This window comes from Nocardia sp. NPDC051900 (assembly GCF_044452545.1).
In the GTDB taxonomy this organism is placed as follows: domain Bacteria; phylum Actinomycetota; class Actinomycetes; order Mycobacteriales; family Mycobacteriaceae; genus Nocardia; species Nocardia sichangensis.
In genome coordinates this window covers 45,118-69,391 of record NZ_JBITBU010000012.1, presented here as the reverse complement: position 1 = coordinate 69,391, position 24,274 = coordinate 45,118, and the positions used below count along the sequence as shown (strand labels likewise).

The window sequence follows — 24,274 nt, the reverse complement described above, 5'->3', positions numbered from 1 at the left end:
TCTGCCTCCGCTGAACGTAATGCACCAAACAGTGACCGGGATCACCCGGCCGACCATCATTCTGCCTGGAAGGCGTGAGCCACTTCGCGTCGGTACCTTTCGAAGGGAAATCCTCGCTATGAGCGACACGACTCGAACGCGGCGCGACCGCACCCATTGGCTCTATCTGTCCGTCATCGTGGCGGTGGTCGCGGGCGTCCTCGTCGGCTGGCTGGCGCCGGGCGCCGCGCAGTCGTTCGCCCCGCTGGGAACCATTTTCGTCAATCTCATCAAGATGATGATCGCTCCCGTCATCTTCTGCACCATCGTCCTCGGGATCGGCTCGGTGCGCGCGGCGGCCACCGTCGGCAAGGTCGGCGGACTGGCCATCGGCTACTTCCTGGTCATGTCGACCATCGCGCTCGGCATCGGTCTGGTCGTCGGCAACCTGCTGCAACCCGGCGCGGGATTGAACATCGCCACTTCGGCCAAAGCCGGTCACAACCTCGCTGATACCGCGCACAGCGCGGGCGGTACCTGGGAATTCGTCCAGAACATCGTGCCGTCCACGCTGCTGTCCTCGCTCACCACCGGCAACGTGCTGCAGGCGCTGTTCGTCGCGCTGCTGGTCGGATTCGCGGTGCAGGCCATGGGCACGACGGGCGAGCCGATCCTGCGCGGCGTGGCGCTGCTGCAGAAACTCGTGTTCCGCATCCTGGTGATGATCCTGTGGCTCGCGCCGATCGGCGCGTTCGGCGCGATCGCCAACGTGGTCGGCAAGACCGGCTTGGACGCCGTGGCGAAGCTGGGCACGCTGATGCTCGCGTTCTACCTCACCTGCGTGGTCTTCGTCTTCGGCGTGCTCGGTCTGCTGCTGTGGAGCGTGTCGCGGGTGTCGATCTTCAAGCTGGTCCGCTACCTCGCGCGGGAGTACCTGCTGATCGTCGCGACCTCGTCGTCGGAATCGGCGCTGCCACGGCTGATCGCGAAGATGGACCACATGGGCGTCGAGCGCACCACCGTGGGCGTCGTTGTGCCCACCGGCTATTCGTTCAACCTGGACGGCACCGCCATCTACCTGACCATGGCATCGCTGTTCATCGCGGAGGCGATGGGCAAGCCGCTGTCCATCGGCGAGCAACTCGGGCTGCTGGTCTTCATGATCATCGCGTCCAAGGGCGCGGCGGGCGTCACCGGCGCGGGGCTGGCCACGCTGGCGGGCGGATTGCAGAGTCATCGGCCCGAGTTGCTCGACGGTGTCGGCTTGATCGTCGGCATCGACCGCTTCATGTCCGAGGCGCGGGCGCTGACCAACTTCTCCGGCAACGCGGTCGCCACGGTGCTGATCGGCACCTGGACCAAGACCGTCGACGTGGATCGGGTGCGCGAAGTGCTCGATCGCAAGTTGCCGTTCGACGAGCGGACCATGGTCGACGACGACCACGGGACGCCCGCGCAGGCGCAGGAATCCGAGGCCAAGGATCTGGTCCAGGCATAGCGCGCGCACGACGAAGGGTCCGCAGGATCTGCGGGCCCTTCGTGGCGTCCGGGATCAGGCCTCCCACTTCTCCGGGTGCAGATGGTGCTGGGTGAGGGCGTTGGCGTGGCCGTGCCCGAAACCGTGCTCGGTCTTCAGCCACTCGACGAGTTCCTTGTGTGCGGCCAAACCGGTCTCGCGCATGGCGGCCTTCCACTCTTCGATGGTGCGGCCGTACTTGGCCTCGATGGAGGGGAAGTAGGACGCGGGGCCGTGCGGCTTGGTCGCCATGGTCGATCTCCTTGCTCGTGCGTTCGATGGTGCAGACGGGGCGGCCGCCGGAAAATCATCGCACCGGCCCGTCATGCCGCCGCGGACTCGCCGCTGCGGGCGGCCTTCGGCGAGCTGGAAGCCATGTTCCGGCCCTTCGTCGATGCGCCCGACCTCGGCGCCCGCACGGAGGTCGCCTGGAGCTCACTGCACGGCCTGGCCACGCTGGGCGGGGGTGGACGGCTGCGGCCGGAACTGCGCGATCGACGCCTGGCCTTGCTGGTGGCGGAACGGCTCGCCGCCGTGGGCGCGGCGCGGGCCTGACGTCCGTGTCGGCATGCCCGTCGCCGGTAGCGTGGGGGTATGGCTGATGTGGTGGTGGTCGGCTCCGGACCGAACGGCCTCGCCGCCGCGGTGATCCTGGCTCGGGCGGGGCTCGCCGTGGAGGTGTACGAGGCCGAGGCGACGGCCGGAGGTGGGTCCCGTACGGCGGAACTCACTCTGCCCGGCTACCGGCATGATCTGTGCGCGGGCGCGCATCCGATGGCGGCGGCCGCGCCGCTGTTCCGCGCGTTCGACCTGACCGCGCACGGTGTCGAGTTGCTCGCACCGGAGGTCTCCTACGCGCATCCGCTCGACGGCGGTGTGGCCGGACTGGCCTGGCGAGATCTGGATCGGACGGTCGACGACCTCGGTGCCGACGGCCCGGCGTGGCGCAAACTGTTCGCTCCGCTGGTGCGGCACTGGCCGGACGTGGTCGACATCGCGATGTCGGATCTGCGCCGCATCCCGTCCGGGCTCGCGACCTCGATCCGTTTCGGCCTGCGCACCCTGGAGCAGGGCTCGCCGCTGTGGGACATGAGGTTTCGCGACCAGGTCGCGCCCGCCCTGCTGACCGGCATCGCCACCCACGCGATCATTCCCCCGCGCGCCGTCACCGCCGCGGGCGCGGCGCTGTTGCTCGGCACGCTGGCCCACGTCGAAGGCTGGGTGATTCCGCGCGGCGGCAGTCAGGCGATTCCCGACGCCCTCATCGCCGAACTCGAACGTCTCGGCGGACGGGTGCACACCGGCCACCGGGTCGACTCGATCGACGAGTTCGCCGGCGCCCGCGCCGTTCTGCTCGACCTCGCCCCGGCCGAACTGCTGCGTATCGCCGGGCATCGGTTGCCCGCGCGGTACGCGAAGCGCCTGGGGCGTTTCCGGTACGGCGGCGCGGCCTGCAAGATCGACTTCGCCCTTTCCGGGCCGGTGCCGTGGCGAGCCGAGGGCTGCGCGCTGGCCGGAACGGTGCACGTGATCGGCACCCGCGCCGAGGCCATGGCCGCCGAGCACGCCGTGGCGATGGGACGACACGCCGACCGGCCCTACGTGCTGTCCATCCAGCCGGGCGTGGTCGATCCCACTCGCGCGCCCGAGGGCGGCCACACGTTCTACACCTACGCACACGTGCCCAACGGCTCCACCCGCGATGTCAGCGAGGAAGTGATCGGCCAGGTCGAGCGGTTCGCGCCGGGTTTCCGCGATCTGATCGTCGCCAAGAACGTGATCACCGCCACCGAAATGCCCGCGCACAACGCCAACTACATCGGCGGCGACATCTCGGCGGGCGCGATGACCCTGCGCCAGTTCGCCTTCCGCCCCGCTCCGCGCTGGAACCCATACGCCACACCGATTCCCGGTGTCTATCTCTGCTCGTCCGCGACGCCCCCGGGCCCCGGGGTACACGGTATGTGCGGGCTGCACGCCGCGCGCCACGCCCTGCGCGACCGCTTCGACATCCGCACCGATCCGCTCGACCTCTTACGCACCCCGGCTTTCCAGCATCGCTGAGGACTGCCCCGATCGCCGAGTCGCTAACTCGTGGCGGGCTCGGTGCGGTAGAGATCGGGTTCGAGGTAGATGACGCGCGCCGCGGGTACCGCCGCGCGGACGCGGGACTCGGCCTCATCGATGGCACCGGCGATCGCCGCGATGTCGAGTCCGGGAACGACGCCGACCTTCGCGGCCACGAGCAGTTCCTCCGGGCCGAGGTACTGCGTCTTGAGGTGGATCACCCGGTCGATGCGGGTCCGGTCGACCAGGTTCGCGCGGATCAGCCGGTTCTCCTGCGGAGTGGCGCCCTCGCCGATCAGCAGGCTCTGCATCTCCACGATCAGCACGATCGCGATGACGCCGAGCAGCCCGCCGATGGCCAGCGTGCCGACGCCGTCCCAGACCGGGTCGTCGGTGAGCATGGTCAGGCCGACGCCCGCGAACGCGAAGACCAAGCCGATCAGCGCGCCGGTGTCCTCCAGCAGCACCACCGGCAGCTCGGGGCTGCGCGAATTGCGGATGAACCGCCACCAGCTCGCGTCACCCTTGAGCGGCGCGGACTCGCGCACCGCGGTGGTGAAGCTGTATGACTCCAACGCGATCGCGATCACCAGGATGATCACCGCCACGATCGGCGAACTCAGCTCCTCCGGATGCTGGATCTTGTGGATGCCCTCGTAGATGGCGTAGCCGGACCCGAGGGTGAACAGCACGAGCGCAACGATGAACGAATAGAAGTAGCGGTTGCGCGCGTAGCCGAAGGGGTGCAGCTCGTCGGCTTCCTTCGCGGCGCGCTGCTGGCCGAGCAGCAGCAGTGCCTGGTTGCCCGTGTCGGCCACGGAGTGTACGGCCTCGGCGAGCATCGATCCCGAGCCCGTGATCGCCGCACCGACGAACTTCGCCGCGGCGATCCCCGCGTTCGCGGACAACGCCGCGATGATCGCCTTCTTGCCACCGCCAGCCGACATGGAAGCATGTCCTCTCTGTTTTCGAGATACCCGCGAACAGACTAGGACACCTGGAATCCGGCGTTCCGGATCGGTCAGCCGGTCGCGCCGACGGACGCGCAGAACAGCTGGACGTCGCCGTCCACCGCTTGGGCGCGAATATCGGTGTCCACGGCGGAGATCCACGCCGCGCCGCCGCGGGTGAGCTCCAGCGACGAGTCGTTGCGGAACAGCCGCACCGTCCCCGCGGTGCACAGCACGATGCCCGGTCCCGCCGCGGTCAGCGGCACCCGGGCGGAACCCGCGACCAGGTCGAAGCGGCGCAGCGCGAACTCCGGTGCGGGCGTGCGATAGCGCACCGACCCGTCACCGGCGGGCTCGGGCAACACGGCAGGCAAGTCGATCGGCTCGAAATCCAGCACCCGCAACAGCTCCGGCACGTCGACGTGCTTGGGGGTGAGCCCGCCGCGCAGCACGTTGTCGGAGTTGGCCATGATCTCCACGCCCACCCCGCGCAGGTAGGCGTGCAGATTGCCGGCCGCGAGGAACAATCCTTGGCCCGGCTCCAGGGTCACCCGGTTCAGCAGCAGCACCGCCAGCACACCCGCGTCGCCCGGATAGGCCTCGGCCAATTCGAGGGTCGTGCGCGCCTCGGCCGTGAACTCACGGGCGCCCTTGCCCGACAGATACCGCACGCAGCCGTCGAGCACCTCGGGCAGCAGCGTGGTCAGCACGTGGTGCGGCAGCGTGATCCAGGTGGTGAACAGCGTGCGCAGGCCCGCCTTGTCCGGTTGCGCGGCAAGCAGTTCGCAGTACGGGCGCAAGCCGTCCACCGCCAGTGCGCGCAGCAGTGCGACGGTGCGGTGCGGATCGCGGAAACCGGCCAGCGCCTCGAACCGGTCCAGCGCGACGACCAGCTCGGGCTTGTGGTTCTCGTCGCGGTAGTTGCGCAGTGGGGAGTCCAGCGGCACCTTCGCCTGGTTCTCTCGCGCGAACCCGGCCCGCGCCTGCTCCGTGCTCGGGTGCGCCTGCAGCGACAGCGGCTCCTCTGCGGCCAGGATCTTGAGCAGGAACGGCAGCTTCTCGTCGAATCGTGCTGCGGCCGAGCCCAGTTCCCGGCTCGGGTCGGCGGCGATCAGTTCCAGCAGCGAGGTGGTGCGGTCACCGGATTTCACGTGCGCCGGATCGGCCGGGTGGGCGCCGAACCACAGTTCGGCCTCTGGATGCGCCGACGGCACCGGCCTGCCGCACAGCTGAGCGAGCGCGGTGCGCGAGCCCCAGGCATACGAGCGCAGCGCACCAACGAGTTCGTGCACTAGTAGCTTCCCCCGTACTGCCCCTGGCTGTCGGCCGGAGCCGTCCGCGAGCCGAGCAACCGCAGGTAGGCGGCGGCCATCTCCAGTCGCAGCGCGAGCACCGCGAGCTGTTCGAGTTCGGTGCCGTTCGCCTGCGCGGACTCCTCGGCATGGGTCTGCGCGGGCGCGGCGGGGTCGGTCATCTCGGTGTGCAGCAGGTCGACGTCGGCGTTCACCAGATCGGCGTCCACCAGGTTCCCGCCCTCGCCACCGAACACCGCGATGCGACGGCGTGCCGCCGCCCGATCGCGATCGGCGCTGAGCACGAACACCCGGACGCGCTCGACCGGCGCGGGCCCGTCCAACTCCTCGTCGTGGAACATCGGGTCGAAGTCGGGCGCGGATTCGCCTGCCGCTTCGGCCATCCGGGTCCGCGCGGCCACGGCCTCGGCCAGATCCACCGCGGTGGCGACCTTGCCCGCGGACTGCAACAGCACCTCGGCGCCGTGCTCGGCCAGTTCGGCGGCGGCGGGCGAGTCGCCCGCGAGCACGATGCCCCGCTGCTGCATCCGGGCGGCCAGCGTCTTGGCGGGGTTGTGGAAGACCTCGTTGTGCGGGCCGTCGCGTAGCGCCTCCGCGTCCAGCACGTCGGCCAGGTCGGCGAGTTCCGGGACCGCGGCGCCGGTGCGCTGGGGGTCGACCGCGCGCAGGACCGCGATTCCGGCGGCCAGGAAGCGCAACAGGCGGTTGTACCCGAGAACTTGGACCCTGGGTTCCAGGACGGCGGCGCGTCCGGCAGCGGCGGCGCGCAGCGGACCCTCGTGCGGCGCGGCGACGACCACCTCGGCGCCGCGACGCAGCGCCCGGTCGACGGCGTCGATCAGGCGCGGATCACCCGCGTCGTCGCCGGAGACCAGGACGACGTCCAGCGGCCCCACCCACGGCGGCAGGGCGGCGGCGGGCACGACGGGTAGGCCCGCGCGGTCGCCGAGCGCGGCGACGAGCAGTCCGGCGGCACGTGCGGCGCGTCCGGAACCGGAGACCAGCACCACGCTGCGCGGTCGCAGATCGGCCAGCCGGGCCAGCGCGTCCTCACCGACGGCCGCCGCGGTGGCACGCACCTGGGCGCCGCCAGAGGCGGCCGAGCGAAGGGCGCCGCCTGCGTCGGCGGCTTCGAGTGAAGCGGCATCGTCGAGGTCGAGCACCGGTGTTCCAGCGATCATCGGGCGTTCCACCTCCCCTCATCGCGCTGTGTCTTTTCCGCCCCCGCGCCCACCCGGTCCAGCTGCCACACCGAGACCGAGTCGGGCGAATCCAAGGCCTGTGATTCCACTATTCCAGTCAGGACCGCACGATGCTCAGGATCTCGGTCACGAGTGCGTCTACTTCCTCCGCCGATCGGGCCTCGACGTTCAGCCGGAGCAACGGCTCGGTGTTCGACGCGCGCAGGTTGAACCAGGCGTTGTCGGCCAATTGCACGGTCACCCCGTCCAGCCGGTCCACCGAGTGCGCCCGGTCGGCGAAGGCGTCCACCACGGCCAGCGTCCGCTCCTCGGCGTCGGCGACGGTGGAGTTGATCTCGCCGGAGGCCGCGTAGGTGGCGTAGGACGCCATCAGTTCCGACACCGGCCGGTCCTTCTCGCCCAGCGCGGCCAGCACGTGCAACGCCGCGAGCATTCCGGAGTCGGCGCCCCAGAAGTCGCGGAAGTAGTAGTGCGCGGAGTGTTCGCCGCCGAACACCGCTCCGGTGGCGGCCATCTCCTGCTTGATGAAGGAATGGCCGACCCGGGTGCGTACCGGCGTTCCGCCCAGTTCGTGCACCAGCTCCGGTACCGCGCGGGAGGTGATCAGGTTGTGGATGATCACCGCGCCGGGCTCCTTGGCCAGTTCGCGCTCGGCGACCAGGGCGGTGATCGCCGACGGCGCCACCGGGTCGCCGTTCTCGTCCACCACGAAGCAACGGTCGGCGTCGCCGTCGAAGGCGAGGCCGATGTCCGCGCCGGACTCGCGGACCAGCTTCTGCAGGTCCACCAGGTTCGCCGGGTCCAGCGGGTTGGCCTCGTGGTTCGGGAAGGTGCCGTCCAGCTCGAAGTACAGCGGCACGATCGTCACCTGGGGCAGCGTGCCCAGCACCGCGGGCACCGTGTACCCGCCCATGCCGTTGCCCGCGTCCACCGCGATGGTGAGCGGGCGGATATCGTCCAGATCGACCAGGCCGCGCAGGAAGTCGGCGTACTCGGTGAGCAGGTTCGATTCGGTCGCGCTGCCGCGCTCGCCCGGGTACGCGGGCACGCCGTCGACGAGCTCGTTCTTGATGGCGGCCAGGCCGGTGTCCTGCCCGACCGGAAGGGCCTTGGCGCGGCACAGCTTGATGCCGTTGTAGCGGGCCGGGTTGTGGCTGGCGGTGAACATGGCGCCCGGGCAGTCCAGGCGGCCGGAGGCGAAGTACAGCTGGTCGGTCGAGGCGAGACCGATGTGCACCACGTCGAGGCCCTGGCCGAGCACGCCGTCGGCGAAGGCGGCGGACAGCTCGGGGGAGGAATCCCGCATGTCGTGACCGATGACGATCCGGTTCGCGCCCTCGGCGCGCATCAGCCGTGCGAAGGAGGCGCCGACGTCCCTGACGAATTCCGCGTCGATCTGATCACCGACCACACCGCGAACGTCGTAGGCCTTGATCACCGCGTTCACGAATTCGGCAGAGCGGGCGACTGTCATGCCCAATACCCTAGTGGTTGCGCCGGACCGGTCCGACACCGTCCTCGTCCGATCAGGACGGCGGGTCGGGCAGCACCCGCAGATGGCCGCGGCGACCCGTTCGCGTGGTGCGCGGCGGCGGGGGAGCGTAGTCGCGATAGCCACGCTGTTCGCGCTCCGGTGGGCGGCGGCGCAACCCCGCCTCCCGCACCGCCTCCGCCAGCGCGGTCAGGTCGTCGTCGTCCGGTGTGCTGGAGGAGAATCCGCCTTCGTGGCGAACCAGTTCCCAACCCTTCGGAGCGGTGATGCGTGAGCCGTGCGTTTCGCAGAGATCCCAGGAGTGCGGTTCGGCGACCGTCGCGAGTGGTCCGACCACCGCCGTCGAGTCCGAGTACACATAGGTGAGCGTCGCGACGGCCGGATTCTTGCAGCCTGGTCGGCAGCAACGACGCATGGGAATCACGCCGATGAGAGTAACCCCCCTGGCGCGTCGATGGGGACAGACACGCTTGAAGAATCTCGGTCCGTGCGTCGCGGAAGGAGGGCAGCACGACGTCCCACAGGGCCGTGACGGGCCCCGCGGTGATCTGGACGACTTCGCCGTACGCGCGGGCGACGGTGTCGTCGGTGCGCGACATCGGTGTGCGTCGTGGCGTGGGTTCACGGAGTACCCAGCCGGTGACCGGCCTACACGCCCGCGCCTGCCCCGCAACGGCATTCGGGAGCCGCCGCCACCCGGATGGGTGCGATTCACTCCGCTTCCGGGTCGATCACGTCCGGATCGACGCCGAGGTAGGTCGCGACCTGCTGGACCAGGACTTCGCGCAATAGATCCACCAGGTCGTCGGGATCGCTGGCGCGCAGCTCGAGCGGCTTGCGGAACAGCACCACCCGCGCCCTGGTCGCCGCCCCGTGCCGGTCGACGCCCGCCGGGATGAGCCGGGAGAGGGGAACCGGGCCGTCGGCCACGACCTCGTCCGGCCAGGTGACCGAATCGGGATGCAGCGGACGGATTTTCGGAACGTCGTCGACCGCGATGTCGAGCTTGGTGAGCCGGTCGTGCCAGCGGGAGTCCAAGGGGGCGAACGCCTCCAGCACCAGCCGGTCGAACTTCTGGCCTCGGGTCCGCCAAGCGGGCACGGTGGGTGGCAGCATCGGCCCGCGCACTCCGCGGCCGCGGCGGATCACCGACCGCGCGGTCGGCGGTCGACGCTTACGGGAACGTGCCATGAGAGAAAATCTAGGCCAGTCGGCTCCGGTCGTCCGCATCGAGGCGGTCGGGAACTGTCCGGTCGTGTCGCGCGTGCCCGGAGCGCCACGGTGGACGGGCGGCTCCGGGCATCGCGGATGTCTGTCAGCCGATGCCGCGCTTGAGGCGGCGGCGCTCCCGCTCGGAGAGGCCGCCCCAGATGCCGAAGCGCTCATCGTGCGCGAGCGCGTACTCCAGGCACTCGTCGCGTACCTCGCAACCCATGCAGATCCGCTTGGCCTCGCGGGTCGAGCCGCCCTTCTCGGGGAAGAACGCCTCCGGATCGGTCTGCGCGCACAGGGCGCGCTCCTGCCACTGCTCTTCGATGGATTCGAACATCTCGTCGAAGCCGGTCACGACCAGGCTGAGCCGGGGCGCCGTGACTCCGTCACCCCCCTCTTGGTCCTTCCAGCCGCCGTTATCTGCGCAGACGCCACGTGCTGCGCCTGCTGTGGAATCGGTCGGCGAGACCATCTCGTTGGCCATCGCTCCGCCTCCTCACTGTGTGTTAGCGCAGAATGATTCTTTCCGTCGGACCAACACGCATACCGACGGCCATACCCCGCGACGTTGTCCCGCGGACGTCCCCGAGCTTGTCACACCGATGCGAACACTTGTTCGAAATGCCGTTCGCGCGTTGATCTCTCGCGCGAACCCGGAATGACATGTCTGTGATTAGACACGCCGGACGCTGCGATGGTCAAGCCGCCGTCGCTATTCCGTTACTATCCGCAGCCGCATTCCGAGTCCCTCTTGTGATCTGCGATAGCAAATGTATAGCAAATTTGCCGCGAACGGGAGCCTTCGCGTCAGCGCATAGGCTGTGCGGATGTGACTGGACAACAAGCGGACGCCACGCTCGCGAACGGACCCCGGATCGCCGTGCTGGTCGGCGGTGTCGGTGGCGCGCGTTTCCTTCAGGGCGTCAGGGAGCTGCTGCCCGAGGCGGACGTCTCCGCGATCGTTAACGTCGGCGACGACGTCTGGATGCATGGGCTCAAGATCTGCCCCGACCTCGACACCTGCATGTATACCCTCGGCGGCGGCATCGATACGGAGCGCGGCTGGGGCCGGGTCGGCGAGACCTGGCACGCCAAGGAGGAGCTCGCGAAATATCATGCCCAGCCGGACTGGTTCGGCTTGGGGGACCGCGATATCGCCACGCATCTGATCCGCACCGAAATGTTACGCGCCGGATACCGGCTCTCCACGGTCACCGAGGCGCTGTGCAGCCGGTGGCAGCCGGGCGTGAAACTGATCCCGGCAACCGACGATCGCTGTGAAACGCATGTCGTGGTGACGGATCCGGACAAGCCTGGCGAACGGCGCGCGATCCATTTTCAAGAGTGGTGGGTTCGCTACCGCGCGAACATCGACACCCATGGATTCGCCACAATTGGCGCCGATGAAGCCAAACCTGCCCCAAATGTGATCAATATCATAGAATCCGCCGACGTGGTCCTCCTCGCGCCGTCGAACCCCGTCGTGAGCATCGGCGCCATCCTCGCCGTGCCCGGCATCCGGGGCGCGCTGCGCACCACCCCGGCGAAGGTGATCGGCGTGTCCGGGGTGATCGACGGCAAGCCGCTGCGCGGTATGGCCGACGAGTGCCTGTCGGTCATCGGCGTGGAGACGACGGCCGAGGCGATCGGCCGGCACTACGGCGCACGCTCCGCCACCGGCATCCTGGACGGCTGGCTGATCCACAGCACCGACACCGCCGAAGTGCCAGGGGTCGAGGTGCGTAGCGTGCCGTTGTTGATGACCGACCCGCCGACCACCGCCGAAATGGTGCGTCAGGCGCTGGATCTCGCTGGAGTCGCCCTGTGAGCACACCGACCGACCACGCGGCCGGAGAGCTGCGCATCCTGCCCGTCACCGGGCTGCCCGAATTCCGGCCCGGCGACGACCTCGCCGAGCACATCGCCCGCTGCGCGCCCTGGCTGGCCCACGGTGACGTGCTGGTGGTCACCAGCAAGATCGTCGCCAAGGTCGAGGGACGCATCGTGGAAGCGCCGCTGGACCCCGATGAGCGCGACGCGGCCCGGCGCAGGCTCGTCGACCAGGAGGCGGTGCGGGTGCTCGCCCGCAAGGGCCGCACCCTGATCACCGAGAACAAGCTGGGCATCGTGCAGGCGGCCTCCGGTGTCGACGGCTCGAACGTGGAGAAGGGCGAGCTCGTACTGCTGCCCACCGACCCGGACGCCAGCGCCAAGGCGCTGCGCGCCGCGCTCGCCGAACGGCTGGGCGTGACGGTCGCGGTGCTCGTCACCGACACGATGGGCCGAGCCTGGCGCAACGGGCAGACCGACGCGGCCATCGGCGCCGCGGGCTTGCGGGTGCTGCACGACTACGCGGGCGCGGTCGACGGCCAGGGCAACGAGCTTTTCGTCACCCAGGTGGCCGTGGCGGACGAGCTGGCCGCCGCCGCGGACCTGGTCAAGGGCAAACTCGGGGGTGTCCCGGTCGCCGTGGTGCGCGGGCTGCCGATCGTCGACGACGGATCGGGCGCCGCCGATCTCCTGCGCGGCGGCACCGACGACCTGTTCTGGCTGGGCACCGCGGAGGCCATCGAACGCGGTCGCAAGGAGGCGATTCTCCTGCGTCGCTCGATTCGCCAGTTCGCCGACGTGCCGGTCGATCCCGAACGGATCCGCTCGGCCGTGTCGGTCGCGCTGACCGCGCCCGCTCCGCACCACACCCGCCCCGTGCGGTTCGTGTGGCTGCGCACGCCGGAGTTGCGCGCTCGTCTGCTCGAGGCGATGGCGGAGAAATGGCGCACCGATCTGACCGCGGACGGCCTGCCGCCGGAGCGGATCGAGCGCAGGGTCGCGCGAGGGCGCATTCTGTTCGACGCACCCGAGGTGATCATTCCGTTCTGTGTGCCGGACGGCGCGCACGACTATCCGGACGAGCGCAGGCGAGCGAACGAACGCACCATGTTCACCGTCGCGGTGGGCGCGGCGGTGCAGGGCCTGCTGGTCGCCTTGGCCACCGAGGGCATCGGCAGCTGCTGGATCGGGTCGACGATCTTCGCCCCCGAGGTCACCCGGGACGTGCTGGGCGTGGCCGAGGACTGGAGTCCGCTGGGCGCCATCGCCATCGGTCATCCGCTCGAAGAGCCGACCCCGCGGCAGCCCGCGGGCGCGGGGTCCGGGCTGGTCGAGCTGTGAAGCGCCTCGATTCCGCAGTGCGAGAGTGTCGCCGGTGAGCGTGGAGTCGCTGCACGCTTCGGCCACCGAGTTGCTCGAGACTTGGTGTCCCGGAACGGATCCGGAGCGATCGCTGCGGGAAGCGATGCTGGCCTTCCTCGGTTCGGCCCCGCGTGGTTGCCTGCGTGAGCACGCGCCGGGCCACATCACCGCCTCCGCGGTCGTCTTCTCCCACGACGGCCGCGAGGTGCTGCTCACTCTGCATCCGCGGGTCGGACGCTGGATCCAGCTCGGCGGCCACTGCGAAGAGCGGGACGAGACGGTCGCCGGCGCGGCGTTGCGCGAAGCGACCGAGGAATCCGGCATCGCGAACCTACGGCTGGAGCCAGGGCTCTACGGCGCCCAAGCGCATCCGATCACCTGCTCGCTCGGCGTCCCCACCAGACACCTCGACCTGCTGTTCCGCATCACCGCCCCCGCGGGCGCGATCCCGGTTCGCAGCCACGAATCCACCGACCTGCGCTGGTGGCCGGTGAACGCCCTACCCGCCGACGCCGACGTGCTGCTGCGCTGAGTCGGTCCCTTCATTCCACGCCGAGCCCCGGGCGGAGTTGTCTCCGGCCGGGGCTCGGTTCGTTGGACCCGGAGGGAAGTTTACAAATTGCGTGATTTGTCTAGACAAGCGACAAATGTCCGTATATCGTCCAGAAGTGAGGTAATGCACGTCACATGTGGCGTGCCCTTCGGGAATGGAGACAACGATGTCGACGCACGCGGACATGTCCGCTCAGCCGGTGGAGGTGCCGGCCTGGCGGGATCGCAAGCGCTATATGTGGCTGTGGGGCTTGTTCGCTCCGGCCGGCCTGTTCATCATCGGTCTGCCGCTGATCTGGGGGCTGAACGAGTTGGGCTGGCATCGCCTCGCGCAGGTGCCGTTCTGGCTCGGGCCCATCCTGATCTACGTGTTGATCCCGATCGCGGACATCTTCTTCGGCCCGGACGGCGACAACCCGCCGGACGAGGTGATGGAGTACCTGGAGAACGACAAGTACTACCGCTACCTCACCTACCTGTACCTGCCGTTCCAATACGCCTCGCTGGTGATGGCGGCCTATCTGATCACCGCCAACGACGTGAGCTGGCTCGGCATCGATGGCGGGCTGCACTTGGTGGACAAGATCGGGCTGGCGATCACGGTCGGCATGATCGGCGGCATCGGCATCAACACCGCACACGAACTCGGCCACAAGAAGGTGGACCTGGAGCGCTGGCTGTCGCGGATCGCGCTGGCCCAGTCCTTCTACGGGCACTTCTACATCGAGCACAACCGCGGCCACCACGTGCGCGTCGCGACGCCCGAGGACCCGGCGAGTTCCCGTGTGGGCGAGACGTTCTGGGCCTTCTGGCCGCGCACGGTATGGGGCAGCCTGAAGTCGTCCTGGCAGCTGGAGAAGGCCCGGCTGGACCGGCTCGGCAAGAAGCCGTGGAGTCTGCGCAACGAAGTACTCAGCGCCTGGCTGATGTCGGCGGTGCTGTTCGCGGCCTTGGTCGCGGTGTTCGGCATCGAGCTGCTGCCGTACCTGATCCTGCAAGCCGTGGTGGGCTTCAGCCTGCTGGAGGCGGTCAACTACCTGGAGCACTACGGCCTGGTGCGGCAGCGCACGGCGAGCGGCCGGTATGAGCGGCCCGCCCCGGTGCACAGCTGGAACAGCGACCACATAGTCACCAATATCTTCCTGTACCACCTGCAGCGGCACAGTGATCATCACGCCTATCCGACCCGCCGCTACCAGACGCTGCGCAGCTGGGACGGCGCGCCCAACCTGCCGAGCGGCTATGCCAGCATGATCATGCTCGCCTACTTCCCTCCGCTGTGGCGTCGCGTCATGGACAAGCGCGTACTCGCGCACTACGACGGCGACATCACCCGGGCCAACATAGATCCCGGCAAGCGGGAGAAAGTGCTGGCGCGCTACGGCTCGGGTCAGGCGGAAAACGCTGCCGGAAAGGACGCGGCGTGAAAGCGTATCGCTGCCCCGTCTGTGACTACGTCTTCGACGAGGCGAAAGGTGAGCCGCACGAAGGTTTTCCGCCGGGCACCCGGTGGGAGACGGTGCCGGACGACTGGTGCTGCCCGGATTGCGGCGTGCGGGAGAAGATCGACTTCGAACCGATAGGGGCCACGAAATGAACGAGTACAAGCTTTATCAGTGCATCCAGTGCGGCTTCGAATACGACGAAGCCGAGGGCTGGCCGGAGGACGGCATCGCGCCGGGAACCCGCTGGGACGACATTCCCGACGACTGGACCTGTCCGGACTGCGGCGCCGCCAAGGCGGATTTCTTCATGGTCGAAATCGAACGGTCGTGAGATTTTGACTGCGGCAGGCGCCCGTGACAGTGTCGCGGGTATGCCGCGCACCGGAACCAGGATTCCCTACCAGGAGGCCGCGCGGGACCTGCTGCGGACGTCGGTCCTGGACGCGATGCGCGAGCTGCTCACCGAGCGGGATTGGTCCAAGATCACGCTCGGCGACGTCGCGGCCAGGGCGGGCGTGAGCAGGCAGACCCTGTACAACGAGTTCGGTTCACGCGGTGGCCTCACCCAGGCCTACGCCCTGCGCCTGGCCGACTTCCTGGTCGATCACGTCGACGCCGCCATCAACGGCAACGTCGGTGACGTCCGCGCGGCGTTCCGCGACGGCATGGCGAACTTCTTCTTCGACGCGGCCTCCGACCCGCTGGTGCAGTCGCTGGTCGCGGGCGAGGTGAAGCTGGATCTGCTGCGCCTGATCACCCTGGACGCGGGGCCGTTGCTCGAGCACGCGACCGCGCGGCTGTCGCGCGCCTTCCAGTACAGCTGGGTGGCGTCGACGGCGGCCGAATCGGACGTCATCGCGCACGCGCTGGTGCGGATCGCTCTCAGTTACATTCCCACTCCGCCCGGTCCGGGGCGGGACGCGCCCGCGGAATTGAGCGCGCTGCTGAGTCCCTACGTCGAAGCGATCCTGGCCGCGCGGGTGCAGAGCTGAGCCCGCGCGGGGCAACCGGCGCGCGACTGGCGCATATGCAGCACATTGAAAACCGACTGCGCGGCTTGTAATAGCGATCATGTCTCAACCCACCACTTGGTTGTAACAGACAACAACTCAAGAAGTATTCTCATGCGACGGTGTTCGGGTCTTCTTCGAGTGGGGCAAAAGTGCAAACGGTTGGCAAACCCGTGGGATCGCCCGATCCCAAACGCCATCTGTGGGTCCTCGGCTTGCTTCCGCCTGCGTCCGCGTTGCTGCCCTCGCAGTTGGTGCTGCACACCGGCATCCCGATCTTCTGGTGGATCGGCCCGATCATCGTGCTGATCGTGATCCCGGTGCTGGACTGGTCGATCGGCGTGGACGGCAACAATCCGAGGGACGAGGACTACGAGCGGCTCTCCAACGACCGGTACTACCGGTGGTGCACCTACCTGATGCTCCCCGTGCAGCTGATCGGCTTGGTGATCGCGAGTTACATGTGGGCCGGGGACGAACTGAGCGTGGTCGACAAGCTGGGTCTGGCCGCCACTCTCGGATTCGTCAGCGGTATCGGCATCAACGCCGCCCACGAGCTCGGGCACCGGGTCGAGCGCCTGGAGCGCTGGCTGGCCAAGATCGCGCTCGCCCAGTCCGGATACGGGCACTTCTTCGTCGAGCACAATCGCGGCCATCACGTGCGGGTGGCTACTCCGGAGGATCCGGCCAGCGCGCGCCTCGGCGAGTCGCTGTGGGAGTTCTTGCCGCGCAGCGTGTCCGGAAGTTTCCGCTCGGCGATCGTCTTGGAGCGCGAGCGGCTCGCACGCAAGGGCAAGGGTTGGTGGAGCGTGCAGAACCACATCCTGCAGGCCTGGTCGATGACGCTAGTGCTGTTCGGCGCCTTGGTCGCGGCGTTCGGCTACCAGGTGCTGCCCTGGCTGCTGCTGCAGGCCGTGATCGGCTTCGGCCTGCTGGAGACGGTGAACTACGTCGAGCACTACGGCCTGCTGCGGGCGCGCCGCCCGAACGGCATGTACGCCCGCTGCTCGCCGCGCGACAGCTGGAACAGCGACCATCTGGTCACCAACATCTTCCTGTTCCACCTGCAGCGGCACAGCGATCACCACGCCAACCCGGGCCGCCGCTACCAGACGCTGCGCACCTCCGAGCAGGCCCCGCAACTGCCCGCGGGCTACGCCGCCATGATCGTGCTGGCCGCCGTCCCGCCGCTGTGGCGGCGGATTATGGACGGCCGCGTGCTCGCCCACTACGGCGGCGACATCACACTGGCGAACATTCAGCCGCGTAAGCGGCGTCGCATCCTGGCGGCCCGGGGCGTCACGGCGTGAGCCGAGTCCGAGGCCGGTCCGCCCGTCGGAGGGACGGCCGCGTAAACCGCACCCCGTCGTGAGCGACTAGCCTTGCCTCGGTACTTGCCGAACCAGGAGAGGCTGATGACCACCTCAGAACTTCGCACGTCGTTGACCGCCGATGTCCGCAACGGCATCGACTACAAGGTGGCGGATCTGTCGCTGGCCGATTTCGGCCGCAAAGAGATCCGTCTGGCCGAACACGAGATGCCCGGTCTGATGGCGCTGCGCCGTGAGTACGCCGAGGTGCGGCCGCTGCAGGGCGCGCGCATCTCCGGCTCGCTGCACATGACCGTGCAGACCGCGGTGCTGATCGAGACCCTGACCAGCCTCGGCGCCGAGGTCCGCTGGGCCTCCTGCAACATCTTCTCCACCCAGGACCACGCGGCGGCCGCCGTGGTCGTCGGCCCCAACGGCACCGTCGAGGAGCCGAAGGGCACCCCGGTGTTCGCCTGGAAGGGCGAGACCTTGGAGGAGTACTGGTGGGCCGCCGAGCAGATGCTCACCTGGCCGGGCGAGCCGGCCAACATGATTCTCGACGACGGCGGCGACGCCACCATGCTCGTGCTGCGCGGCGCGCAGTTCGAGAAGTCGGGCGTGGTGCCGCCGGAGGACGAGGACCACTCGGCCGAGTACAAGGTCTTCTTGAACCTGCTGCGCGAGCGCTTCGAGTCCGATCGCGGCAAGTGGAGCAAGATCGCCGAATCGGTGCGGGGCGTCACCGAGGAGACCACCACCGGCGTGCTGCGGCTCTACCAGTTCGCGGCGGCGGGCGAACTGGTGTTCCCCGCGATCAACGTCAACGACTCGGTCACCAAGAGCAAGTTCGACAACAAGTACGGCACCCGCCACTCGCTGATCGACGGCATCAACCGCGGCACCGACGTGCTCATCGGCGGCAAGAAGATATTGATCTGCGGCTACGGCGATGTCGGCAAGGGCTGCGCGGAATCGCTTGCCGGACAGGGCGCCCGGGTGCAGGTCACCGAGATCGACCCGATCAACGCGCTGCAGGCGCTGATGGACGGCTACGACGTGGTGACCGTGGAGAAGGCGATCGGCGAGGCCGACATCGTCATCACCGCGACCGGCAACAAGGACATCATCACCCTCGACCACATGAAGGCGATGAAGGACCAGGCCATCCTCGGCAACATCGGTCACTTCGACAACGAGATCGACATGGCGGCGCTGGAGCGTTCCGGCGCAACGAAATTGACGATCAAGCCGCAGGTCGACCTGTGGACGTTCAAGGAGACCGGCCGCTCGATCCTGGTGCTGTCGGAGGGGCGTCTGCTCAACCTCGGCAACGCGACCGGCCACCCGTCGTTCGTGATGTCGAACAGCTTCTCCAACCAGGTGATCGCGCAGATCGAGCTGTGGACCAAGCCGGAGGAGTACGACAACGAGGTCTACCGGCTGCCGAAGCACCTGGACGAAAAGGTCGCGCGCATCCACGTCGAAGCGCTCGGCGGCGAGCTGACCAAGCTCACCAAGGATCAGGCCGAGTACATCGGCGTCGACGTCGAGGGCCCGTACAAGCCGGATCACTACCGCTACTGAACGCGCTGCCGGTGTCCCCGCCGACGGTCGGCGGGGACACCGGCGCCCGTCACCTCGCGCCCGCCCGCAGCGCCCGGCATCCACGCTGGTCAGCCGCTGCGGGCGTCCGGTGTGCGGCGGGGTAGTGTGCCTGGTCATGGGAGTGCTGATAGCGGTCGAAGGGCTCGACGGCGCGGGTAAGCGGACGCTGATCGAGCGGGTGGTCGCCGATCTGCGTGGTCGCGGACTGCGCGTCGCGACGATGGCCTTCCCGCGCTACCGCGTCTCGGTGCACGCCGATCTGGCCGCCGAGGCGCTGCGCGGCGCGCACGGCGACCTCGCGGGCTCGGTCAGCGGCATGGCTCTGCTGTTCGCGCTCGACCGCGCGGACGCCGCGGACGAGCTGTCGAAACTGTTGGCCGACAACGACGTTGTGCTACTCGATCGCTATGTCGCTTCCAACGCCGCCTATTCGGCCGCCCGGCTGGGGCAGTCGGCGGACGGCGAAATCGTGGCATGGGTGGGCGAATTGGAGTTCGGCAGATTCGCTCTGCCCGAGCCCGCGCTGCAAGTGTTGCTGGACGTGCCCACCGAGCTCGCCGCCGAGCGTGCCCGCAGGCGTGGCGAACTCGACGCCGAACGCGCGCTCGACGTCTACGAACGCGACGGCGGTCTGCAGCATCGCACCGGCGCGGTGTACCGTGAGCTGGCCGAACGCGACTGGCGCGGACCCTGGTGGACATACCGATCCGACGACGGTCCGGCGACGCTGGCCGCGCGCATCGCCGAAATCGTTGGTCGATAAGGTTGGTTGTGCCGCGGGTTCACACCAGTGTTGGCGTGGCGGCCCGATCCTGGCCTGGGAGATGACAACATAGTAGTTATGAAGCCGAAGATTCTGGTCGTCGACGACGATATGGCACTCGCTGAGATGCTCACGATCGTCTTGCGCGGGGAAGGGTTCGACCCGCACGTGGTCGGCGACGGCACACAGGCCCTGGCGGCGGTTCGCGAGATCCGCCCCGATTTGGTGCTGCTGGACCTGATGCTGCCCGGCATGAACGGCATCGACGTGTGCCGTGTGCTGCGGGCCGATTCCGGAGTTCCGATCGTGATGCTCACGGCGAAGACCGACACGGTCGACGTCGTGCTCGGTCTGGAGTCCGGTGCCGACGATTACATCGTCAAGCCCTTCAAGCCGAAGGAGCTGGTCGCCCGGGTGCGGGCCCGTCTGCGCCGCACCGAGGAGGAGCCCGCCGAGCTGCTGTCGATCGCCGATATCGTGATCGATGTGCCCGCGCACAAGGTCAGCCGTGGTGGCGCGCAGATCTCTCTGACGCCGCTGGAGTTCGACCTGCTCGTCGCCCTGGCCCGCAAGCCGCGCCAGGTGTTCACCCGTGAGGTCCTGCTCGAGCAGGTCTGGGGCTACCGGCACGCCGCGGACACCCGCCTGGTGAACGTCCATGTGCAGCGGTTGCGGGCGAAGGTGGAGAAGGATCCCGAGAACCCGGAGATCGTGCTGACCGTCCGCGGTGTCGGTTACAAGGCCGGACCGCCGTGATCCATGGCGTCTTCGCGCGTCTGGAACGATCGCTGGCTCCGGTGGTGGCCTGGTTCCAAGCGGTCGGCATTGCCCTAGGCCACCTGTGGCGTCGTTCGCTGCAGTTGCGCGTCATCGTGTCCACGCTGACGCTGTCGCTGATCGTCATCACGATCCTCGGTGTGGTGCTGACCAGCCAGATCACCGACCGGCTGCTGGACGCCAAGATCAACGCGGCGGTCGAGGAGATGGACCGCGCGCGTAACACGGTCGAGAGCCAGCTGGCCGGTGTGCACGACATCGGTGCTCAACCGCAGCGGCTGGAAGAGGCTCGCAACGCACTGTCCAATCGCGGCGGTAGCGGCCAGTCCACCGGCGCCGCGGGCAGCTTCGTCTCGGCGCTGAGCGTCATCGGCGGGATGCCGCCGCAGCAGATCCCTCGCGGCCCGATCCAGGAGGTGCCCGACGAGCTGCGCCGGTTCGTGCAGCGCAACCAGGTCAGCTACCAGTTCGCCACCGTCGAGGACGCGGATGGTTACAGCGGTCGCGCGCTGATCATCGGCAGCCCGAGCGCCGAGGTTCCGACCCTGGAGATCTACCTGATCTTCCCGCTGGCCAACGAGGAACGCAGCCTGTCGCTGATGCGCGGCACCATGCTGGTCGGCGGCATCGTGCTGCTGGTCCTGCTTGCCGCGATCACCGCGCTGGTCACCAGGCAGGTGGTGCTTCCGATCCGCTCCGCGGCCAGGATCGCCGGCCGGTTCGCCGACGGCAGGCTCAAGGAACGCATGCTGGTACGCGGCGAGGACGACATGGCTCGGCTGGCTCAGGCGTTCAACGAGATGGCCGAGAGCCTGTCCAACCAGATCACCCAGCTGGAGGAATTCGGCAATCTGCAGCGCCGGTTCACCTCCGACGTCAGCCACGAGTTGCGCACACCGCTCACCACCGTGCGCATGGCCGCCGACCTGATCCACGGCAGCAGCGACGACCTCGACCCCGCCCTGGCCCGAAGCGCCGAGTTGCTGGTCAACGAGCTGGACCGGTTCGAGGGCCTGCTCAACGACCTGCTGGAGATCAGCAGGCACGACGCGGGCGTCGCCGAACTCCAGGTCGAATCGCTGGACGTGCGGATGTGCGCGCGGGCCGCGATCTCGACCGTGCGCCACCTCGCCAAGGACGCCGGGGTGGAGATCATCAGCGACATGCCGGAGGATCCACTCGTCGCCGAGGTCGATCCGCGCCGGGTGGAGCGGGTGCTGCGCAATCTGCTCGCCAACGCGATCGACCACAGCGAGGGCAAGCCGGTGCTGATCCGGATGCGGGGCGACGTCGAGAGCAACGCGGTCGCCGTCGTCGTGCGGGACCAGGGCGTCGGCCTGCGCCCCGGCGAGGAGAAGCTGGTCTTCAACCGGTTCTGGCGTTCGGACCCGTCGCGCATGCGCCGCTCCGGCGGCACCGGCCTCGGTCTGTCGATCAGCGTGGAGGACGCGAACCTGCACGAAGGCAGACTCGAAGCCTGGGGTGAGGTCGGGATCGGCGCCAGCTTCCGCCTGACGCTGCCGCTGGTGCGCGGTAAGAAGCTCGGCCCGAGCCCACTGCCGCTGGAGCCCGCGCGCAAGACGATGCACGTGGTGGAGCCGGAACCGCCCGCCGATCGCGACATGACCGATACGGCGTTGCCGGTCGCCGCTGAGCCGGGCGCCGCGCAGGTGACCGACGCCGCGCCACAGGGCGCGCACGCGGGCACATCCGATCCGGTCGGCGTGCGTGCGGAGGGCGCGAGCGAGGCGGCCGAGACCGACAGCGATGAGCTGGACGGCACGGACGTCGAAGGCGACGCGGCCGCGGAGCCGAGCGTGAGCGAGTCGCCCGGAGCGGCCGACGGTACGGCGACGACCACCGACAGCGCCGCGGCCGAAGAGCCGCTCGCGTCCGGGGCGAACGGATCGCCCGCCTCGGAGTCGGCGCAGACCGGGGGCGGCGCGGCGCGCGAACCGGGGGACGTACAGTCATGAGAATGCGTGTCGGATCTGCGCGGATGCGGCGGCTGACCGTACTGACAGCGGCGGTCCTCGCGGTCGTGGTGCCGCTCACCGCCTGTGCCAGCCTCCCCGAGTCCTCCGCGCCGGAGGCGCTCGGCACCATCAATCGTGAGCCCACCTCCGAGGGCCCGCCGGCCCCGCTGGCCAACCGCGATCCGGATCTGCTGCTGCGCGATTTCCTTCAGGCCACCGCCGATCCGGCCAACCGGCATCTGGCCGCAAGGCAATACATGACCCCCGCGGCCTCCACCCAGTGGGACGACGCGGCGGGCACGGTCATCGTCGAGAAACCGGACACCCTGCGGGAGTCGCGTTCCGGGGACAAGGCCAACTATCTGATCCGCGCGCGCAAGGTCGGCGAGCTGTCCGCGGACGGCGGGTACCGGCCCAACGACGACATTCCGTTCGTCGAGAACAAGATCGAGCTGACCAAGATCAACGGCGAGTGGCGCATCGACGAGTTGCCCGACGGCGTGGTCATGGACTCCACCGCGTTCTTCAAGTCCTACCGCCGCTACGCGCTGTACTTCATCGATCCGGGCGGCAATATGGCCGTGCCGGACCTGCGCTGGCTCGCGGTGCCGAAAGCGCAGCTGACCCAGCGATTGATCAGCTCGCTGCTGGAGGGGCCGCAGCCCGCGCTGGCTTCGGTGCTGCACAGTGAGCTGGCGCCGCCGATCGCGGTGCGCGGGGCGATCACCAAGGCCAACGGTGATCCCGACGGCGTCGGCATCGGGCTCGGCGGTGTCCGGATCGATTTCGCGGGCGCGTCGGCGCTGAATCCGCGCGAGCGCGAACTGCTGGCCGCGCAGGTGGTGCTCACCTTGTCCAGCGCCGACATCCTCGGGCCGTACATGCTGTTGGCCGACGGCAAGCCGCTGGACGAGCGCTTCGCCGCGAACGGCTGGAGCGTGGCGGACGTGCAGCAGTTCAATCCGGCGACCGCCGCGCGCAACCAGGTCGGGCTGCACGCGCTGCGCGGCGGCGGGCTGGTGCAGATCGCCGACAACGGCGGTATCACTCCCGCTCCCGGCTACTTCGGCGGAGTGAACAATCTGCAGTCGGCGACGCTGTCCGCGGACGGTCAGCTCGTCGCCGCGGTGGCGGAAGCCGGACGACCGCCGGGCGCGCCGTCGCGGATCTTGATGGTCGGCACTTACGGCGGCAACGCTTTTCCGGTGGCCGATGGCTTCACCATCACCCGGCCCTCGTGGACGGCGGACGGCAGCGCGGCATGGGCGGTGGTCGACGGTGACCGGGTGATCCGCGCGGTCAACGACCGCGGCACCGGAAACGTCTCGATTCAGAACGTCGACATCTCGAGGTTGACGGCGGCATCCTCGGCCACGGCGCCGCGGCTACCGATCACCGAACTCCGGATCTCCCGGACCGGGGCGCGGGCGGCGATGATCGCCGACGGCCGGGTGTACGTCGCGGTCGTCGCGCCCCAACCGGACGGGAAGCTGGCGCTGACCTCGGCGGTGCCCGTCGGTGTCGGACTCAGCACGGCCGCGGTGTCGGTGGACTGGCTGGACGCGGACACGATCATCATCGCGCGCGAGGGGAATGTGGACCCCGTGAGCACGGTGTCGGTGGACGGCTCGGAGCCGACCCCGTTGACGTCGCAGAATCTCACCGCCCCGGTGCGCTCAGTGAGCGCGAGCCCCGACCACCAGTACGTCGCCGACTCACGCGCGGTGCTGGAGCTGACCTCCGCCCCGGACCAAGGCCAGCCCTACTGGCGTGAGGTGCCGGGTCTGGGCGCGAACGCCACGCCCGTCCTGCCCGGCTGAGCGGCGATCTGTCGCGAGTACGCGAGGTCGGCCGCACGTCGGCACTTCGGAAGGCTCGCTAACACTCGGAAGAATCCGGCGCGGGCGCGCATG

The 24,274-nt window shown here is 68.8% G+C and carries 24 protein-coding genes; 16 read left to right on the top strand and 8 right to left on the bottom strand.

The annotated features are described in order from the left end of the window. The first annotated feature begins 118 nt into the window (after nucleotides 1-118). On the top strand, nucleotides 119-1,477 hold the full coding sequence (locus tag ACIA5H_RS21535) for a cation:dicarboxylate symporter family transporter (protein ID WP_355077168.1): 1,359 nt from the start codon (nucleotides 119-121) through the stop codon (nucleotides 1,475-1,477). Nucleotides 1,478-1,531: 54 nt separating this feature from the next. Here ACIA5H_RS21535 and ACIA5H_RS21530 read toward each other — a convergent pair whose 3' ends face one another. Further along, a complete protein-coding gene (locus ACIA5H_RS21530) occupies nucleotides 1,532-1,747 on the bottom strand; it encodes a DUF4287 domain-containing protein (protein ID WP_355077166.1) in 216 nt (71 codons plus the stop codon). Between the two features lie 123 nt (nucleotides 1,748-1,870). Here ACIA5H_RS21530 and ACIA5H_RS21525 point away from each other — a divergent pair, with 123 nt between their 5' ends. Together ACIA5H_RS21525 and ACIA5H_RS21520 are read left to right on the top strand one after the other, a co-directional pair. Next, nucleotides 1,871-2,050 (top strand): hypothetical protein, encoded by a 180-nt coding sequence (locus tag ACIA5H_RS21525; protein ID WP_379254911.1) that lies wholly within the window; start codon nucleotides 1,871-1,873, stop codon nucleotides 2,048-2,050. Nucleotides 2,051-2,089: 39 nt separating this feature from the next. Then, complete coding sequence (locus ACIA5H_RS21520) at nucleotides 2,090-3,559, top strand: phytoene desaturase family protein (RefSeq protein ID WP_379254913.1); 1,470 nt, start codon at nucleotides 2,090-2,092, stop codon at nucleotides 3,557-3,559. A 23-nt stretch (nucleotides 3,560-3,582) separates the two neighbouring features. On the opposite strand, the gene ACIA5H_RS21515 is transcribed toward ACIA5H_RS21520, so the two are convergent. From ACIA5H_RS21515 to ACIA5H_RS21485, 7 genes are all read right to left on the bottom strand, one after another. After that, nucleotides 3,583-4,509, bottom strand: a complete 927-nt coding sequence (locus ACIA5H_RS21515; protein WP_356967334.1) for a cation diffusion facilitator family transporter — start codon at nucleotides 4,507-4,509, stop codon at nucleotides 3,583-3,585. A gap of 74 nt (nucleotides 4,510-4,583) precedes the next feature. Beyond that, entirely contained in the window at nucleotides 4,584-5,804 is a 1,221-nt protein-coding gene (gene manA / locus ACIA5H_RS21510; protein ID WP_379254915.1) for a mannose-6-phosphate isomerase, class I, read from the bottom strand. After that, on the bottom strand, nucleotides 5,804-7,006 hold the full coding sequence (locus tag ACIA5H_RS21505; protein ID WP_355077157.1) for a tobH protein: 1,203 nt from the start codon (nucleotides 7,004-7,006) through the stop codon (nucleotides 5,804-5,806). The genes manA and ACIA5H_RS21505 overlap by 1 nt, the downstream gene beginning before the upstream one ends. Before the next feature lie 118 nt (nucleotides 7,007-7,124). Then, the gene (locus ACIA5H_RS21500; RefSeq protein ID WP_355077155.1) at nucleotides 7,125-8,501 is read right to left on the bottom strand and encodes a phosphomannomutase/phosphoglucomutase; all 1,377 of its coding nucleotides are present in this window, start codon (nucleotides 8,499-8,501) and stop codon (nucleotides 7,125-7,127) included. A 52-nt stretch (nucleotides 8,502-8,553) separates the two neighbouring features. Continuing rightward, nucleotides 8,554-8,934 (bottom strand): DUF3499 domain-containing protein, encoded by a 381-nt coding sequence (locus ACIA5H_RS21495; protein ID WP_039800382.1) that lies wholly within the window; start codon nucleotides 8,932-8,934, stop codon nucleotides 8,554-8,556. Nucleotides 8,935-9,230: 296 nt separating this feature from the next. Beyond that, a complete protein-coding gene (locus ACIA5H_RS21490; protein WP_168434228.1) occupies nucleotides 9,231-9,710 on the bottom strand; it encodes a metallopeptidase family protein in 480 nt (159 codons plus the stop codon). 124 nt (nucleotides 9,711-9,834) lie between these two features. Continuing rightward, nucleotides 9,835-10,068, bottom strand: coding sequence for a WhiB family transcriptional regulator (locus ACIA5H_RS21485; RefSeq protein ID WP_029901515.1), 234 nt, complete (start codon nucleotides 10,066-10,068; stop codon nucleotides 9,835-9,837). A 492-nt stretch (nucleotides 10,069-10,560) separates the two neighbouring features. On the opposite strand from ACIA5H_RS21485, the gene cofD reads away from it, so the two are divergent. From cofD to lpqB, 13 genes are all read left to right on the top strand, one after another. After that, entirely contained in the window at nucleotides 10,561-11,559 is a 999-nt protein-coding gene (gene cofD, locus ACIA5H_RS21480) for a 2-phospho-L-lactate transferase (protein ID WP_397077149.1), read from the top strand. Continuing rightward, the gene (locus tag ACIA5H_RS21475) at nucleotides 11,556-12,902 is read left to right on the top strand and encodes a coenzyme F420-0:L-glutamate ligase (protein WP_397077148.1); all 1,347 of its coding nucleotides are present in this window, start codon (nucleotides 11,556-11,558) and stop codon (nucleotides 12,900-12,902) included. The genes cofD and ACIA5H_RS21475 overlap by 4 nt, the downstream gene beginning before the upstream one ends. A gap of 34 nt (nucleotides 12,903-12,936) precedes the next feature. Next, complete coding sequence (locus ACIA5H_RS21470; RefSeq protein WP_355077151.1) at nucleotides 12,937-13,455, top strand: NUDIX domain-containing protein; 519 nt, start codon at nucleotides 12,937-12,939, stop codon at nucleotides 13,453-13,455. A 187-nt stretch (nucleotides 13,456-13,642) separates the two neighbouring features. Then, complete coding sequence (locus ACIA5H_RS21465; RefSeq protein ID WP_397077147.1) at nucleotides 13,643-14,902, top strand: alkane 1-monooxygenase; 1,260 nt, start codon at nucleotides 13,643-13,645, stop codon at nucleotides 14,900-14,902. Further along, complete coding sequence (locus ACIA5H_RS21460) at nucleotides 14,899-15,072, top strand: rubredoxin (protein ID WP_355077148.1); 174 nt, start codon at nucleotides 14,899-14,901, stop codon at nucleotides 15,070-15,072. Before ACIA5H_RS21465 ends, ACIA5H_RS21460 begins: the two co-directional genes overlap by 4 nt. Beyond that, the gene (locus ACIA5H_RS21455; protein ID WP_355077147.1) at nucleotides 15,069-15,251 is read left to right on the top strand and encodes a rubredoxin; all 183 of its coding nucleotides are present in this window, start codon (nucleotides 15,069-15,071) and stop codon (nucleotides 15,249-15,251) included. Before ACIA5H_RS21460 ends, ACIA5H_RS21455 begins: the two co-directional genes overlap by 4 nt. Before the next feature lie 40 nt (nucleotides 15,252-15,291). Beyond that, nucleotides 15,292-15,912, top strand: coding sequence for a TetR family transcriptional regulator (locus tag ACIA5H_RS21450; RefSeq protein WP_355077145.1), 621 nt, complete (start codon nucleotides 15,292-15,294; stop codon nucleotides 15,910-15,912). 191 nt (nucleotides 15,913-16,103) lie between these two features. Continuing rightward, nucleotides 16,104-17,240 (top strand): alkane 1-monooxygenase, encoded by a 1,137-nt coding sequence (locus tag ACIA5H_RS21445; RefSeq protein WP_355077143.1) that lies wholly within the window; start codon nucleotides 16,104-16,106, stop codon nucleotides 17,238-17,240. 105 nt (nucleotides 17,241-17,345) lie between these two features. Beyond that, on the top strand, nucleotides 17,346-18,824 hold the full coding sequence (gene ahcY / locus ACIA5H_RS21440; RefSeq protein ID WP_355077141.1) for an adenosylhomocysteinase: 1,479 nt from the start codon (nucleotides 17,346-17,348) through the stop codon (nucleotides 18,822-18,824). A 136-nt stretch (nucleotides 18,825-18,960) separates the two neighbouring features. Then, nucleotides 18,961-19,608 (top strand): dTMP kinase, encoded by a 648-nt coding sequence (locus ACIA5H_RS21435; RefSeq protein WP_397077146.1) that lies wholly within the window; start codon nucleotides 18,961-18,963, stop codon nucleotides 19,606-19,608. Between the two features lie 78 nt (nucleotides 19,609-19,686). Beyond that, on the top strand, nucleotides 19,687-20,364 hold the full coding sequence (gene mtrA, locus ACIA5H_RS21430) for an MtrAB system response regulator MtrA (RefSeq protein WP_039800350.1): 678 nt from the start codon (nucleotides 19,687-19,689) through the stop codon (nucleotides 20,362-20,364). Continuing rightward, nucleotides 20,361-22,361 (top strand): MtrAB system histidine kinase MtrB, encoded by a 2,001-nt coding sequence (gene mtrB, locus ACIA5H_RS21425; RefSeq protein WP_397077145.1) that lies wholly within the window; start codon nucleotides 20,361-20,363, stop codon nucleotides 22,359-22,361. The genes mtrA and mtrB overlap by 4 nt, the downstream gene beginning before the upstream one ends. Further along, complete coding sequence (gene lpqB, locus ACIA5H_RS21420; RefSeq protein ID WP_379254922.1) at nucleotides 22,358-24,181, top strand: MtrAB system accessory lipoprotein LpqB; 1,824 nt, start codon at nucleotides 22,358-22,360, stop codon at nucleotides 24,179-24,181. The genes mtrB and lpqB overlap by 4 nt, the downstream gene beginning before the upstream one ends. Nucleotides 24,182-24,274 lie beyond the last annotated feature (93 nt).

Bases quoted from the DNA above. Each gene is read 5' to 3' on its own strand.
- ahcY (WP_355077141.1), top strand. From the start codon at position 17,346: ATGACCACCTCAGAACTTCGCACGTCGTTGACCGCCGATGTCCGCAAC.
- ACIA5H_RS21525 (WP_379254911.1), top strand. From the start codon at position 1,871: ATGTTCCGGCCCTTCGTCGATGCGCCCGACCTCGGCGCCCGCACGGAG.
- ACIA5H_RS21520 (WP_379254913.1), top strand. From the start codon at position 2,090: ATGGCTGATGTGGTGGTGGTCGGCTCCGGACCGAACGGCCTCGCCGCC.
- ACIA5H_RS21485 (WP_029901515.1), bottom strand. From the start codon at position 10,068: ATGTTCGAATCCATCGAAGAGCAGTGGCAGGAGCGCGCCCTGTGCGCG.
- ACIA5H_RS21500 (WP_355077155.1), bottom strand. From the start codon at position 8,501: ATGACAGTCGCCCGCTCTGCCGAATTCGTGAACGCGGTGATCAAGGCC.
- mtrA (WP_039800350.1), top strand. From the start codon at position 19,687: ATGAAGCCGAAGATTCTGGTCGTCGACGACGATATGGCACTCGCTGAG.
- ACIA5H_RS21450 (WP_355077145.1), top strand. From the start codon at position 15,292: ATGCCGCGCACCGGAACCAGGATTCCCTACCAGGAGGCCGCGCGGGAC.
- ACIA5H_RS21490 (WP_168434228.1), bottom strand. From the start codon at position 9,710: ATGGCACGTTCCCGTAAGCGTCGACCGCCGACCGCGCGGTCGGTGATC.
- ACIA5H_RS21435 (WP_397077146.1), top strand. From the start codon at position 18,961: ATGGGAGTGCTGATAGCGGTCGAAGGGCTCGACGGCGCGGGTAAGCGG.
- ACIA5H_RS21455 (WP_355077147.1), top strand. From the start codon at position 15,069: ATGAACGAGTACAAGCTTTATCAGTGCATCCAGTGCGGCTTCGAATAC.
- ACIA5H_RS21535 (WP_355077168.1), top strand. From the start codon at position 119: ATGAGCGACACGACTCGAACGCGGCGCGACCGCACCCATTGGCTCTAT.
- ACIA5H_RS21465 (WP_397077147.1), top strand. From the start codon at position 13,643: ATGTCGACGCACGCGGACATGTCCGCTCAGCCGGTGGAGGTGCCGGCC.
- ACIA5H_RS21530 (WP_355077166.1), bottom strand. From the start codon at position 1,747: ATGGCGACCAAGCCGCACGGCCCCGCGTCCTACTTCCCCTCCATCGAG.
- lpqB (WP_379254922.1), top strand. From the start codon at position 22,358: ATGAGAATGCGTGTCGGATCTGCGCGGATGCGGCGGCTGACCGTACTG.
- ACIA5H_RS21495 (WP_039800382.1), bottom strand. From the start codon at position 8,934: ATGCGTCGTTGCTGCCGACCAGGCTGCAAGAATCCGGCCGTCGCGACG.
- ACIA5H_RS21515 (WP_356967334.1), bottom strand. From the start codon at position 4,509: ATGTCGGCTGGCGGTGGCAAGAAGGCGATCATCGCGGCGTTGTCCGCG.
- ACIA5H_RS21505 (WP_355077157.1), bottom strand. From the start codon at position 7,006: ATGATCGCTGGAACACCGGTGCTCGACCTCGACGATGCCGCTTCACTC.